Here is a 13,782-nt window from a genome sequence, read left to right as displayed (position 1 = left end):
CCCCGCTGCATGTGCCGGCGGCGACGGAACGCGTGCCACGCGCGCGGCAGCGCCGGCGGCGGCCGTGCACTGAAGCAGGCCCGGAGACGCCTCTCTCAGTGCGCCTCGGCCCAGTTCCGCCCCCGGCCCGCGTCCACCGTCAGCGGGACGTCGAGGTGCACGGCGGGGCGCGCGGCGCTTTCCATCACCTCGGTCGCGGTGCCGATCAGCGCATCGGCCGCCGCCTCGTCGACCTCGAAGATCAGTTCGTCGTGGACTTGCAACAGCATCCGGGCAGGGATTCCCTCGATCGCGGCGGGCATGCGGATCATGGCGCGGCGGATCACGTCGGCGGCCGTGCCCTGGATCGGCGCGTTGATCGCCGCGCGCCGGGCGAAGCCTGCCCGCGGCCCCTTGGCCGAGATCTCGGGCGTGTGGATGCGCCGGCCGAACAGCGTCTGCACGTGCCCGTGTTCCCTGGCGAAGGCCACGGTCTCGTCCATGTAGACCTTGATGCCGGGGAAGCGTTCGAAATAGCGGTCGATGAAACCCTGCGCCTCCGACCGGGGGATGCGCAGGTTGCGCGCCAGCCCGAAGCCGGAGATGCCGTAGATCACCCCGAAGTTGATCGCCTTGGCCTGCCGGCGGATTTCCGGCGTCATGTCCTCCAGGTCGACGTCGAACATCTCGCTCGCGGTCATGGCGTGGATGTCCTGGCCCTCGCGGAAGGCTGTCCTGAGCGCGTCGATCCCGGCCATGTGGGCGAGGATGCGCAGCTCGATCTGGGAATAGTCGAGGCTGACCAGCTGCTTGCCCGGCCCCGCGACGAAGGCCTCGCGGATGCGCCGGCCTTCTTCCGTGCGCACGGGGATGTTCTGCAGGTTCGGGTCGGCCGAGGCCAGCCGCCCGGTGGTGGCGCCTGTCTGCACATAGGAGGTGTGCACGCGCCCCGTCTCGGGGTTGATGTGTTCCTGCAGGGCGTCGGTGTAGGTGCTCTTGAGCTTGGACAGCGCGCGCCAGTCCAGCACCCGCGCGGGCAGCTCGTGCGTCATTGCCAGATCCTCGAGCACGTCCGCGCCGGTGGCATAGGCGCCGGTCTTGCCCTTCTTGCCGCCCTCGTAGCCCAGTTCGTCGAACAACACCTCGCCCAACTGCTTGGGGCTGCCGACGTTGAACGCGCGCCCGGCCAGTTCGTGGATCTCCGCCTCGAGCCCGGCCATCTTCCGGGCGAAGGCCGTGGACATGGCGTTGAGCGTGTCGCGGTCCACGGTGATGCCCGCGCGTTCCATGTCGGCCAGAACCGGCACGAGGGGGCGTTCCAGCGTCTCGTAGACGGTGGTGACCCGCCGGCGGTGCAGCTGCGGCTTGAACAGGTGCCACAGCCGCAGCGTGATGTCGGCGTCCTCGGCGGCGTAGCCGACCGCCTTGTCTATCTCCACCCGGTCGAACGTGATGGCCTGCTTGCCGCTGCCCAGCAACTCCTTGATCGGGATCGGCTGGTGCGACAGGTAGCGTTCCGAGAGCACGTCCATCCCGTGCCCGTGCAGCCCGGCATTGAGCGCGTAGGACAACAGCATCGTGTCGTCCACGGGCGCCACCGTGATCCCGTGCCGGGCAAGGATCTTGGCGTCGTACTTCATGTTCTGGCCGATCTTGAGAATGGCGTCATCCTCGAGCAGGGGCTTGAGAACCTCCAGCACCGCCTGCATGTCGAGTTGCCCCCCGGCCAGCGCGTCGGCGCCGAACAGGTCGTCCGCCTGCCCGGTGCGGTGGGCCAGCGGGATGTAGCACGCGGTGCCCGGTGCCAAGCACAGGGATATGCCCACGAGATCCGCGCACATCTCGTCAAGCCCCGTCGTCTCGGTGTCGACCGCCACGTAACCCTGCGCGCGAATGGCGTCGGCCCAGGCGTTCAGCGCCGCCATGTCGCCGACCCGCTCATAGGCCTCCGGGTCGATCGCGGGCCATTCGGGGGCGGCGTCCTCCTCCGCTGCCGGTCCGGCGCCGGACGGGTCGGTGTCGGGGATCACCGGCGGCTCCACGCCGAAGGCCTCTGCCACGCGCCGCGACAGGGTGCGGAACTCCATCTTCGCGAGGAACGCCAGAAGCTTGTCCGGGTCGGGCTCCTGCAGCTCGAGGTCGTCCAGCGTGAAATCCAGCGGCACGTCCTCGTCCAGCTTCACCAGGTCGCGCGAAAGCCGGATCTGGTCGGCATGCTCGATCAGCGTCTGGCGCCGCTTGGGCTGCTTGATCGACCCGGCCTGCGCCAGCAGCGTGTCGATGTCGCCGTATTCGTTGATCAGCAGCGCCGCCGTCTTGACGCCGATCCCCGGCGCGCCGGGCACGTTGTCAACGCTGTCGCCGGCCAGCGCCTGCACGTCCACCACCCGCTCGGGGCGCACGCCGAACTTCTCCTCCACGCCCTCGGCGTCGATGCGGCGGTCCTTCATGGCGTCGAGCATCTCGACCCCGCCGCCGACGAGCTGCATCAGGTCCTTGTCGGAACTCACGATGGTCACCTGCCCGCCCGCCTCGCGCGCCTGCCGGCACAAGGTCGCGATGATGTCGTCCGCCTCGAAGCCTTCCATCTCCTCGCAGGCGATGTTGAAGGCGCGGGTGGCCTCGCGCGTGAGGGGGATCTGTGGCGACAGGTCCTCGGGCATTTCCTCGCGGTTGGCCTTGTAGGCGTCGTAAAGATCGTTGCGGAAGGTGTGGCTGCCCTTGTCGAAGATCACCGCGATATGCGTGGGCGCATCGCGGCCCGAGTTGCCGTCGATGTATCGCTGCAGCATGTTGCAGAAGCCGTGCACGGCGCCGATGGGCGCGCCGTCCGACTTGCGGGTCAGCGGCGGCAACGCGTGGTAGGCCCGGAACACGAAGGACGACCCGTCGATCAGGTGCAGGTGGCACCCCTTGCCGAATGTCATGCACGATCCTCCCGATCACGGCCCCGGGGTTTCATCTTGCCGGAAATACTCCCGCCGGAGGCATCCGCCGGCTCCACCCGCGCCGCCGGCGGATCGGCGCTCAGACCTTGCCCTCGAAATCGCGGTGAATCAGCTTGGCATCGCAGTAGGGGCACTCGATCCAGCCCTGCTCGGGCGGGATCTGCAACCAGACCCGCGGGTGGCCCAGCGCCCCTTCGCCGCCGTCGCAGGCCACGCGGTAGCTGTCCACGATCCGGGTCTCGGGCGCCTGTGTCGTCATGGGGGCGTTTCCTTTCGCCAGCAAATCCACTAGGTGCGTTTATGAGCGATCCGCAAGGCCGGGGCAAGGGGACCATGGGCGCAAACGCAATCGAGATCCGGGGACTGGAAAAGACCTACCGCGCCGTCAAGGGCGAGCCGCCCAAGCGCGCGCTCGCGGGCGTCGACCTCGACATTCCCGCCGGGTCGGTCTTCGGGCTTCTCGGGCCCAACGGCGCGGGCAAGTCGACGCTTATCAACATACTTGCCGGGCTGGTGATCAAGACGGCCGGGCAGGTCACGATCTGGGGCTTCGACCAGGACGTGAACCCGCGCCAGTCGCGCGCTTCCATCGGGGTGATGCCGCAGGAACTCAACCTCGACCCGTTCTTCAGCCCGCGCGGCCTGCTCGAAGTGCAGGCGGGCCTCTACGGCGTGCCCAGGTCGCAGCGGCGCAGCAACGAGATCCTGCGGCTGGTGGGGCTGGAGGACAAGGCCGAGGCCTATGCCCGCACGCTGTCGGGCGGCATGCGCCGGCGGCTGCTGCTGGGCAAGGCGCTGGTGCACGACCCGCATGTGCTGGTGCTGGACGAACCCACCGCCGGCGTGGACATCGAGCTGCGCCAGATGCTGTGGGAGAACGTGCGCCGCCTGAATGCCGAGGGCATGACAATCATCCTGACCACGCACTACCTCCAGGAGGCCGAGGAGATGTGCGACGAGATCGGGATCATCAACCACGGGCAGCTGGTCGCCCGCGACAGCACGGCCAACCTGCTCGACCGGCTGGACGCGCGCACCATGGTGATCCATCCCGACGACGGCGCGGCGCGCCTGCCGCAGGGTGCGGGCCTCGACGTGGTCACGCGGGCCGACGGCACGATCGCGATCACCTACCAGTCCGGGCAGACGCCGGCCGAGAAGGTGCTGGAGGCCGTCCGCGATGCCGGGATCCGCATCCGCGACGTCAAGACGGAACAGGCCGACCTCGAGGACGTGTTCCTTGAACTCACGCGCGACACGTGACGCCCGGGCCGGGACGCCCTCGGCAGATCCCGTGGCGCGACGATCCGGTCCGGCGCCGGCTCAGCCGTCGCGCGGACCCCGGCGATCGTCGAGGCGCGCCTCGATCGCGGCCAGCCGGCTGAGCACCTCGTCGCGGTAGGTGTCGGTCTTTTCCTCGGCCTCGGCGCCGTGGGCGTCCTGCATCGAGTTGACGATCAGACCGACCACGAGGTTCACGACCGCGAAGGTCGTGACCAGGATGAAGGGCACGAAAAAGGCCCAGGCGTGGGGATAGGCCTCCATCACCGGGCGCACGATCCCCATCGACCACGATTCCAGCGTCATGATCTGGAACAGCGTGTAGGCCGACCGCCCCAGTGTTCCGAACCACTCGGGGAAGGCCGCGCCGAAAAGCTTCGTCGACATGACGGCGCCGATGTAGAAGATCAGCCCCATCAGCAGGAAGACCGAGCCCATGCCGGGCAGCGCGCTCATCAGCCCCTCGACCACCCGGCGCAGGGACGGCGTGACCGACAGCACGCGCAGCAGGCGCAGGATCCGCAGCGCGCGCAGCACCGACAGCCCCTGCGCCGCCGGCACCAGCGAGATGCCGACGATCAGGAAGTCGAAAACGTTCCACCCGTCGCGGAAGAAGGCCGCGCGGCGCGCGAACAGTTTCCCGGCGATCTCGGCCACGAAGATCGAAAGGCACACCTTGTCGAGCAGGGTGATGAGGGGCCCCGCGCGGCGCATGGTCGCCTCGGAGGTCTCCAGCCCGAGAATGGCGGCGTTGAACAGGATGACGCCGAGTATGAAATTCCTCACGCCGGCGCGGTCGAAGAAGGCGCCGACACGGCTGCGCAATGACATGGATGTCCCCCGTTGAAACTTCCGGCGTGATATGGGGGCGCGGGCGGCGGCGCACAAGCGCCTGCAAGCCGTGCGGCCGCGCGTTCAGGCCTTCTGCAGCATCCGCCCGAGCGGCCGGCCGGCCAGGACGTGCACATGCATGTGCGGCACCTCCTGCACGCCGTGTTCGCCCGCGTTGGAGATCAGCCGGAAACCGCCCTCTTGCACCCCTTTCATGCGGCACACCTCGCCGATGGCGCGGGTGAAGTCGGTGATCTCGGCCTCGCTGGCCTCCTGCGCGAAATGGTCATAGCTGACGTAGGGCCCCTTGGGGATCACCAGCACGTGCACCGGGGCCTGCGGCTGGATGTCGTTGAACGCCAGGCTGTGCTCGGTTTCCAGAACCGTGTCGTTGGGGATCTCTCCGCGCAGGATCTTCGCGAAGATGTTCTCGTCGTCATAGGAATAGGACATGGGCGTTCCTCAATCAGCGAACAGGTGGTCGAATTCGGCGATTTCCTGCGCCTTTTCGACCGGGATATCAAGAAACCGCGCGATCGGCACGGCGTTGTCGGCCGGGCTGTCGGTTTCGCGGATCACCTCGTGGTTCTCGAAGCCAGCATCGCGGATGCGATCGCTTTCGAACACGATGTCGCCGCGGATCGTCGGCAGCAGCCGTTTCATCGTGTCGGGCGAGGTGTCGTCGCCGGCCAGCCCGACGCGCCTGGCGTGGCCGATCAGGTAGTCGTCGGAGAACTGGCACTTGATCTCCAGCAGCCGGGTGGTGGAGCGGTCGCCGCAGAAGTCGTGAAGCAGGTCGATGTTGGCGGGGTCCATGCACAGGACCAGCCGGTCGCTCTCGTGGTAATCGAACAGCATCCGCACCAGCGCGCGGCGGTGGCGCGTGCGCTTTTCCAGTGTCCGCTCGATGCCGCCGAGGTCCGGCAGCCCGGCGTCGGCCTCGTTGAAGACGTATTCCAGCATCGGCGCGTTCAGGAACCATCGCGCGACCCCGACGAACCGCTTGGCCACGTGCCATTTCTTGGCGATCACGATCATCAGTTCGCGGTGGCGCCCGATGGTGCTGTCGTTTTCCCAGAACCGCGGCGCGAAGCGGCGCCCGACCCGGCCGCGGCCGGTGAGGAACCGGAACAGGTTGGCACCTTCGTTGGAAAGCGTGAAACGGACCGTGTCGTCGTTGTAGAGCGCGCCCAGCCGTTCCTTGAGCTGATGCGCCTCCGGGCTGATCTTGCGCGCGAAAAGGAAATCCTGGTTGAGCAGCAGGTCATAGTGATCGTTGTAGAAGGTGACGGGCACGCCGTAGTCGGTGAACATCAGGAAGGTCAGCGTGCGCGTCTCGATCTCTTCCTGGGGCACCAGGTGGCGCACGAGCGTCTGGAAGAATGTCTCGTCCGGGATCCAGGTGGTGCGGAAAAAGCGCATCACGTCGCGCCGCTGACGGGTGAAATCCAGGATCCACTCGACCGTCCTGCGGCGCAGGCACCACCACTGGCTGCCGATCTGCACGTCGATGTCGGCAGGGACCGCCCGTTCCAGCCCCAGGCGCCGTTGGAGGTTGAGAGACGCGTAGAAAAGCCGCTTCTGCCGACGTTCGTTGAAGAAATGCCGGTACGTCAACCGCTCGGCCTTGATGCCGGTCTTGATCCAGTCGCTTTCGAAGAAGTCGAAGGATTCGATGAAATCGGCGTCGTTGTCATCGAGAAAGGCATGCGCATAGGCGGCCGACTTGATCGGTACGCAATCCCCCGAGAGCATGTAGAAATGGGTGGCGCGCGGGAAGGCGTCGACTGCAGCCTCGAGTGCATTCAGCGAGGCCTGCACGAGCGACCATTCGCCCCAGCCGCACTTGATCCGCCGCCGCGCGAAGGTCACCCCGGGGTTGCCGTCGAGCGCCCGGCGGATACGCTGGTAATGCTCGGGCTTGGCGCGGGCGTCGAAATGGATCGACATGCAGTCGCCCGCCGCGGTCAGTGTCTCGGCCTGGCGGATGACCGCATCCGGGTTCTTGTGGCTGAGCAGGATATAGGCGATTTTTGCCATGCGGCGAACAGTTTAACCCCGGTCTCTCGGCTGTTTACAGTGATAGCCGTGAACGCGGCCTGAATAAACAGGCTTTCTTCCGGGCACGCGGAACGGTAGAACACCGCCTGCCCGGCCGGGCCAGGAAACAAGGGAGGCGGAAGCCGTGGGATTTCCCGGCACATGGATGACCGAAAGCGAAAGCGTGGTCTACCGCGTGGTGCCCAAGTGCGCGTGCTCGACCATCGGACAGATCCTGTATTTTTCCGATCACGGCGAATTTTTCGACGGCGACATTCACGACGCGAAGTCGGGGCTTCACAAATGGGCCCTGGCCGAAAGCCAGGCCCCGATCAGCGACACCGTCACCGGCCATCGTGCGCCCGCCTTCACCTGCGTGCGCAACCCCTACACCCGGATCCTGAGTTCCTTCTTCGACAAGATCTGCGGCATCCAGCGCAACGGCAAACGCTACCGGGGCAAGCTGGTGCCGATGCTGATCCAGAAATACGGCATCGAGGTCGGCGGCGAGGACGGCAAGCAGGAATTCGACCAGGTCCGGAGCTTCCGCCGGTTCCTGCTGTTCGCCCGCGACACGATCCGCTGGCGCCGCCCGATGGAACCCGACATCCACTGGTCGGCGCAGGCCGGTCACCTGTCGACGTTCATCGTCAACGGTGGACGCTTCGACCGCATATTCTGGACCGAACGTTTCAACGACGGCATGCAATCCGTCCTCGACGCCATCGACACGCCGCACGCGGTGGACCTCGGCAACATCCCGCGCTTCAACGAATCCGAAGGTCACGGCCCCAAGCGCGCGCACCCGGTCGAGGACTACTTCGACGACCTGTCGATGCACCTTGTCTACGAGATCTACAAGCGCGATTTCGAGCTGTTCAAGTACGACGCCGCCGACCCGTCGAACAAGATGCCGGTGGGCGAGATCGACCTCGACGAGGTGCACGCGAAGCTGGGCGACTGACGCGCCGGCGGCCGGGGACTCGGAAAAGGGGCGCTGCCCCTCTTGGCGCTTCGCGCCAATTCACCCCGGAGTATTTCCGGGCAAGATGAAGATTCCGGGCACGGGCCGTTCGCGCGGCGGGGCCGGGATCGAAACGCGGCTCAGACCGTCTTGTCCTCGTATTCGCAAAGGTCGCGGATCAGGCAGGTGGGGCACATCGGCTTGCGCGCCTTGCAGTGATAGCGCCCGTGCAGGATCAGCCAATGGTGGGCGTGGCGGGCGTAGTCGGCCGGCACCTGGTCCTCGATCGCGCGCTCGACGGCGAGGGTATCCTTGCCCGGCGCGATACCGGTGCGGTTGGCCACGCGGAAGATGTGGGTGTCGACGGCCTGTGTCGGCATCCCCCACCACATGTTGAGCACGACGTTGGCCGTCTTGCGCCCCACGCCCGGCAGCGACTGGAGCGCCGCGCGCGAATTGGGCACCTCGCCGCCATAGTTCTCGATCAGGATCCGGCTGAGCTTGATGACGTTCTTCGCCTTGTTTCGGTAAAGGCCGATTGTCTTGATGTATCCGGTCAGCCCCTCCTCGCCGAGGGCGAGCATCTTCTCGGGCGTGTCGGCCACCTGGAACAAGGGGCCCGTCGCGCGGTTCACGCCCGCATCGGTGGCCTGCGCCGACAGGACCACGGCCACCAGAAGCGTGAAGGCGTTGACATGCGCCAGCTCGCCCTTCGGTTCGGGCTCGGCGGCCTGGAACCGCCCGAAGACCTCGCGCAAAGTATTGTAGTCCAGTTGCCGTGCCATGCCCGCGCTATGCCCGGTTTCCGGCGATTGCGCAATATCCGGGTCGCCCGGGGCGGGCGAAGCGCCTATTCTCCGGCCGGTGACTCGGGACAAGGACGGGACGTCATGACCGCCGAGACGGGGCAAAGCTATCACTACGAGGTCATGCGCCGGGCGATCGCGCTGATCGACGCGGGCGGCCGCGACCTGTCGCTTGGCGAGATTGCCGCCGGGGTGGGGATGAGCCCCGCGCACTTCCAGCGCCTGTTCTCGTCATGGGTCGGCGTGTCGCCCAAGCGCTACCAGCAGTACCTTGCGCTGGGCCACGCCAAACGGCTTCTGGCCGAACGCTTCACGACGCTCGACGCCGCACAGGAGGCGGGGCTGTCTGGCACCGGGCGCCTGCACGACCTGTTCCTGAGGTGGGAAGCGATGAGCCCCGGCGCCTACGCGCGGCGTGGCGAGGGGCTCACGATCCGCGAAGGGGTTTTCGACACGCCGTTCGGACCGGCGGTGGCCATGGGCACGCAGCGGGGCCTGTGCGGGCTCGCCTTCGCCGCCGAATGCGGCGCGGCGGCGGCACGCGCCGACCTGGCCGCGCGCTGGCCCGAGGCGCTGTTCGTCGAGGACCGCGCGGCGCTGGCCCCGTGGGTGGAGGCGGCCTTCGGCGGCCGCGGCGAGGCGGCGCTTCACCTGATCGGCGGGCCGTTCCAGATCAAGGTCTGGGAGGCCCTTCTGGCCATCCCCCCGGGGCGCGTCACCAGCTATTCGGAGATCGCGCGCGCCGTCGGCCACCCCCGTGCCGCGCGCGCCGTCGGCAGCGCGGTGGCCCGCAACCCGGTCGCCTACGTGATCCCGTGTCACCGGGCACTGCGCGCCTCCGGCGCGCTGGGCGGCTATCACTGGGGGCTGCCGGTCAAGCGCGCGATGCTTGCCCGCGAAAGCGCCCGGGCCGATGCAGGCTTGGGCACCGGCTGCGCGGGTTCCCGCTGAGCTGCCCCGCATTTCCTGTTGGGACGGCGCGGCGCCTCGAATATAGTCGCGGCACAAATCCGACAGGCAAGGCAACGAGGCATTCACCATGACACGCGCGAAAAGATCCCTGACCGTCCTCGCGGGCGCGTCGCTCATTCTGGCGGGCGCCTGCACCGATCCGGCGGCCGTGAACAACCCCGACGACCCGAACCGCAGGGCCAAGCGCGGCGCCGTTCTCGGCGGGCTGTTCGGCGCCATCGGCGGTGCTCTGGCCAGCGACGACAAGGCCAAGGGCGCCTTGGGCGGCGCGGTGGTGGGTGCCGGCGCCGGCGCGCTGATCGGCAACGCGCTGGACAAGCAGGAGGCACAGCTGCGCCGCGAACTGGGCGACGACCGGGTCGAGATCCGCAACACCGGCGACCGGCTGATCGTGACGATGCCGCAGGACATCCTGTTCGCGACAGACAGCTTCGCCGTCCGTCCCGACCTGCGCGACGACCTTCGCGTCGTGGCACAGAGCCTGCGCGACTATCCCGACTCGACCGTGCAGGTAATCGGGCACACCGACAACACCGGCGAAGCGGCCTACAACCAGCGCCTGTCGGAACGCCGCGCCAACGCCGTGGCCGACCTGCTGATGGAAGGCGGCGTCGCGTTCGGACGGATCGACGCCTTCGGCCGAGGCGAGGATCAGCCGGTGGCATCCAACCTCACGCCCGAGGGGCGCGCCCGGAACCGCCGGGTCGAGATCGTGATCCTGCCGGAACAGCGCAGCGCCGGCTGACGGCGCCGCGGGCCGCGCGCCCGGACCTTCATCTTGCCGGAAATACTCCGGGGGTGAATTGGCCGAAGGCCAAGAGGGGGCGGCGCCCCCTCACCTCCGCGCCCGCGGCGCGGTTCAGCGCAGGACCTTGCCGTCGGGCCACTCCAGCCGCTTGTCGAGCTCGATGGTCCGGCTCTCCCCGGCGGGAAGCTCGAACGACCACGCCAGGATACCGCGCTTGCCGTCCACGTCCGTCTCGGCCGGGCGAGGCTGCGCCTGCCAGGTGATCTCGAGGTCTTCCTGCTCGGAATAGGGCACGCGGTCGAGCACGCGCACCGGCCAAGCCTCGCCCGTCAGGTTCTCGACCTCGATGCGCACCTCCTCGGTCAGCTCGCTGGAGCGCGTGATGACGCCGCGGTCGCCTTCCTCCCGGCCCAGCACGGTGCGCGTCAGCCGCAACCCGTGGATCGGGCCGAAGGACAACCGCGCCTCGGCGCCCGCCGGGATCATCCCCATTGCCCGCTGGCCAACGAACCGGCCGTCGAGGTAGAAGCGGGCCTCCCGCGTCGGCAGGACCAGCGTGCCGGTGTCGTTCTCGAACCGGGCCATGAGGAAGGCGCTGTCGTCGCGCAACGGCACGGCGCGCGCCACGGTCTCGGCCCGCGCCTCGAGCGTGCCGAGCGACAGGCGCAGCCGGTCGGCCTTCGAGGCCACGTCGACGGGCGACGGGTAGTCGTAGGTCACCGACAGCCCGTCGAAGCGCGCCGCCGCTTCCTCGCGCACGACGGCCGGTTCGGCGGCCGGCGCGCGGGACATCGAAAGCCCCTCCACCGTGTCCGAGCGCATCTTCGGCTCCGGCTCGGGGTCCTCGATGCGACGGCGCCGCGGGTGGATCTCGCTGGGGGCCGTCTGTTCGCTGGGGCGCACGGTGGTCAGCGTCACGCCGACGTCCTCCCAGTTCTCGCCGGTGGATTGCGACACGAAGGCGGCCTGTTCGATCTCCAGCCGCCCGCTGTCGCGGGCCAGCCGCAGGTCGTAGACCGGCTGCCAGCCGGCGCGGTCGGTGGTGTAGCTGACGTGCACGCTGCCCTGCGTCGTCTCCTCGGCCTCGACGGCGACGGCCAGCATCGCGCGGGCCTCGTCCTCCGGCACCATGGCGTCCAGCGCCGCGCGCGCCTCTTCCAGCGCTTCCCGCGTGTCCTCGAGGGCGCGATCGGCGGCTTCGGCGCGCTGGCGGGCATCATGGGCGGTTTCCATGGCGGCCAGCGTCTCCTCGCCGATCATGCCGGTCAGTTCGCGCAGGGTGGCCACGTCCATCTCGGCCAGCCCGTCGCGGTCGCCCAGCTTGCGCAGGAACTCCACCCGCGCGCGGGCGGCATCGCGTTCCAGGCGGATTTCCTCGACGGCCGCCTCGCCCTCGCGCAGCTCGTCCTCGAGGCGCTCGACCTCCGCGCGCGCGGCCTCGATCTCCTCGCTGGTGTCGGGGTCGCGCGGGGGAACGTAATTGCGGCGCGTGGTCACGGCGCCCATCGTCGCGCCCTCCACGTTCACCCGCACCCCCGACAACGGGGTGGTCTTGGGCAGGTCCGTCAGGATGAGCTGATGCCGACCGGCGGGCACCTCGAAGCGCGCGTTGCGTTCGACGGTCGCCCCCCGCGGATAGAGCGTGACATCGGCCACGTCGCTTCGAACGGGAATATCCTCGGCCGTGACCGCCGCGGGCAGCATGACGAATGCAAGAACGGGGGAAAGCGCGCGCATGGGCAGCCTCCTTTCGCGGACACCCGGACTATCCCGCCATCCCGGCAGCCTGGCAAGGCCACCCTGGGCGATCCGCGGAATCACGCCGCTTGCGGAACAGTCCCGGGGCTCCGCCCGTTCGGGCCTCGAACCGTCCCCCGGACGATTTGCCGGTGCCCACGGCACCGGACCGGCCTGGCCGGGGCTCCGCCCGTTCGGGCCTCAAATCGTCCCCCGGACGATTTCCCGGTGCCCATGGCACCGGACCGGCCTTGCCGGGGCTTCGCCCGTTCGGGCCTCAAATCGTCCCCCGGACGATTTGCCGGTGCCCACGGCACCGGACCGGCCCTCACCCCTTCTTCAGGACGCGCTGGCCGAGCGTTTCGGCGATCTGGACGGCGTTCAGGGCGGCACCCTTGCGCAGGTTGTCGGAGACGCACCACAGGTTCAGGCCGTTGTCGATCGTCGAATCCTGCCGGATGCGGCTGATGAAGGTGGCAAAATCGCCCACGCATTCCACCGGCGTGACGTAACCGCCGTCCTCGCGCTTGTCGACGACCATCAGCCCCGGCGCCTCGCGCAGCAGGTCGCGCGCCTCGGCCTCGTCGAGGTGATCCTCGAACTCGATGTTGACCGCTTCGGCGTGGCCCACGAAGACCGGCACGCGCACGCAGGTGGCCGTGACCTTGATCGCGGGGTCCACGATCTTCTTGGTCTCGGCGACCATCTTCCATTCCTCCTTGGTCGAACCGTCCTCGAGGAAAACGTCGATGTGGGGAATGACGTTGAACGCGATCTGCTTGGGGTAGACCTTGGGCTCGTAGTCGTCGGTGGGGTTGTAAACGGCCTTGGTCTGGTCCCACAACTCGTCGATGGCCTCCTTGCCGGAGCCCGACACGGACTGGTAGGTGCTGACGACCACGCGCTTGATCGTGGCGCGATCATGCAGCGGCTTCAATGCCACCACCATCTGCGCGGTCGAGCAGTTGGGGTTGGCGATGATGTTCTTCTTGGCATACCCCTCGACGGCCTGCGCGTTGCACTCGGGCACCACCAACGGAACGTCGGGGTCGTAGCGGTAGAGCGAGCTGTTGTCGATCACGACACAACCCGCGCCCGCGGCCTTGGGCGCATACTTCTTGGTCGCGTCGGAGCCGATGGCGAAGAGCGCCATGTCCCAGCCGGTGAAGTCGAAGGTGTCGAGATCCTGCGTCTTGAGCGTCTCGTCGCCGAAACTCACCTCGGTGCCCAGGCTGCGCCGGCTGGCCAGCGCGGCGATCTCGTCCACCGGGAAGTGGCGTTCGGCGAGGATGTTGAGCATTTCGCGGCCCACGTTGCCCGTGGCACCGACGACGGCGATCCTGTAACCCATCGGGGATAAGCTCCTTGTCTGCGGTTGCCGCGCCTCATACCGCACCGGCGCACGGGGATAAAGACGAAAGGGGCACCGGCGCGCCCTTGCCGCGGGGGCCGGGATTGCAAATATTGCACGCGAGA

At 68.1% G+C, this 13,782-nt stretch carries 12 protein-coding genes; 4 read left to right on the top strand and 8 right to left on the bottom strand.

What is annotated here, in order from left to right; all coding sequences use genetic code 11:
* Positions 1-95: 95 nt before the first annotated feature.
* On the bottom strand, positions 96-2,906 hold the full coding sequence (gene polA, locus CEF10_RS06025) for a DNA polymerase I (RefSeq protein WP_101067228.1): 2,811 nt from the start codon (positions 2,904-2,906) through the stop codon (positions 96-98).
* 100 nt (positions 2,907-3,006) lie between these two features.
* Positions 3,007-3,186: a zinc-finger domain-containing protein gene (locus CEF10_RS06020; RefSeq protein ID WP_101067227.1), complete on the bottom strand. Its 180-nt coding sequence runs from the start codon at positions 3,184-3,186 to the stop codon at positions 3,007-3,009.
* A 74-nt stretch (positions 3,187-3,260) separates the two neighbouring features.
* Here CEF10_RS06020 and CEF10_RS06015 point away from each other — a divergent pair, with 74 nt between their 5' ends.
* Entirely contained in the window at positions 3,261-4,190 is a 930-nt protein-coding gene (locus CEF10_RS06015) for an ABC transporter ATP-binding protein (RefSeq protein WP_101067226.1), read from the top strand.
* Positions 4,191-4,250: 60 nt separating this feature from the next.
* Here the strand turns inward: CEF10_RS06015 and CEF10_RS06010 are convergent, their stop codons facing one another.
* From CEF10_RS06010 to CEF10_RS06000, 3 genes are all read right to left on the bottom strand, one after another.
* Complete coding sequence (locus CEF10_RS06010) at positions 4,251-5,039, bottom strand: ion transporter (RefSeq protein ID WP_101067225.1); 789 nt, start codon at positions 5,037-5,039, stop codon at positions 4,251-4,253.
* A gap of 84 nt (positions 5,040-5,123) precedes the next feature.
* Positions 5,124-5,492 carry a histidine triad nucleotide-binding protein gene (locus CEF10_RS06005; RefSeq protein ID WP_101067224.1) on the bottom strand — a complete coding sequence of 123 codons (369 nt, stop codon included), beginning with the start codon at positions 5,490-5,492 and terminating at the stop codon, positions 5,124-5,126.
* A 9-nt stretch (positions 5,493-5,501) separates the two neighbouring features.
* The gene (locus tag CEF10_RS06000; RefSeq protein ID WP_101067223.1) at positions 5,502-7,079 is read right to left on the bottom strand and encodes a DUF5928 domain-containing protein; all 1,578 of its coding nucleotides are present in this window, start codon (positions 7,077-7,079) and stop codon (positions 5,502-5,504) included.
* 145 nt (positions 7,080-7,224) lie between these two features.
* Between CEF10_RS06000 and CEF10_RS05995 the strand changes: the two genes are divergently transcribed.
* On the top strand, positions 7,225-8,043 hold the full coding sequence (locus CEF10_RS05995; RefSeq protein WP_101067222.1) for a sulfotransferase family protein: 819 nt from the start codon (positions 7,225-7,227) through the stop codon (positions 8,041-8,043).
* A gap of 140 nt (positions 8,044-8,183) precedes the next feature.
* On the opposite strand, the gene nth is transcribed toward CEF10_RS05995, so the two are convergent.
* A complete protein-coding gene (gene nth, locus CEF10_RS05990) occupies positions 8,184-8,828 on the bottom strand; it encodes an endonuclease III (RefSeq protein WP_101067221.1) in 645 nt (214 codons plus the stop codon).
* Between the two features lie 105 nt (positions 8,829-8,933).
* On the opposite strand from nth, the gene CEF10_RS05985 reads away from it, so the two are divergent.
* Together CEF10_RS05985 and CEF10_RS05980 are read left to right on the top strand one after the other, a co-directional pair.
* Positions 8,934-9,800, top strand: a complete 867-nt coding sequence (locus CEF10_RS05985) for a methylated-DNA--[protein]-cysteine S-methyltransferase (protein ID WP_101067220.1) — start codon at positions 8,934-8,936, stop codon at positions 9,798-9,800.
* 88 nt (positions 9,801-9,888) lie between these two features.
* Positions 9,889-10,566 carry an OmpA family protein gene (locus tag CEF10_RS05980; protein WP_101067219.1) on the top strand — a complete coding sequence of 226 codons (678 nt, stop codon included), beginning with the start codon at positions 9,889-9,891 and terminating at the stop codon, positions 10,564-10,566.
* 114 nt (positions 10,567-10,680) lie between these two features.
* Here the strand turns inward: CEF10_RS05980 and CEF10_RS05975 are convergent, their stop codons facing one another.
* Together CEF10_RS05975 and CEF10_RS05970 are read right to left on the bottom strand one after the other, a co-directional pair.
* Positions 10,681-12,306, bottom strand: coding sequence for a DUF4139 domain-containing protein (locus CEF10_RS05975; RefSeq protein ID WP_101067218.1), 1,626 nt, complete (start codon positions 12,304-12,306; stop codon positions 10,681-10,683).
* A gap of 328 nt (positions 12,307-12,634) precedes the next feature.
* Entirely contained in the window at positions 12,635-13,657 is a 1,023-nt protein-coding gene (locus tag CEF10_RS05970; protein WP_101067217.1) for an aspartate-semialdehyde dehydrogenase, read from the bottom strand.
* Positions 13,658-13,782 lie beyond the last annotated feature (125 nt).

It is taken from the genome of Roseovarius salinarum (assembly GCF_002834145.1).
Lineage (GTDB): Bacteria > Pseudomonadota > Alphaproteobacteria > Rhodobacterales > Rhodobacteraceae > Roseovarius > Roseovarius salinarum.
Note: the sequence above shows the minus strand (reverse complement) of the source record. Positions and strands in the feature narration are given on the sequence as shown.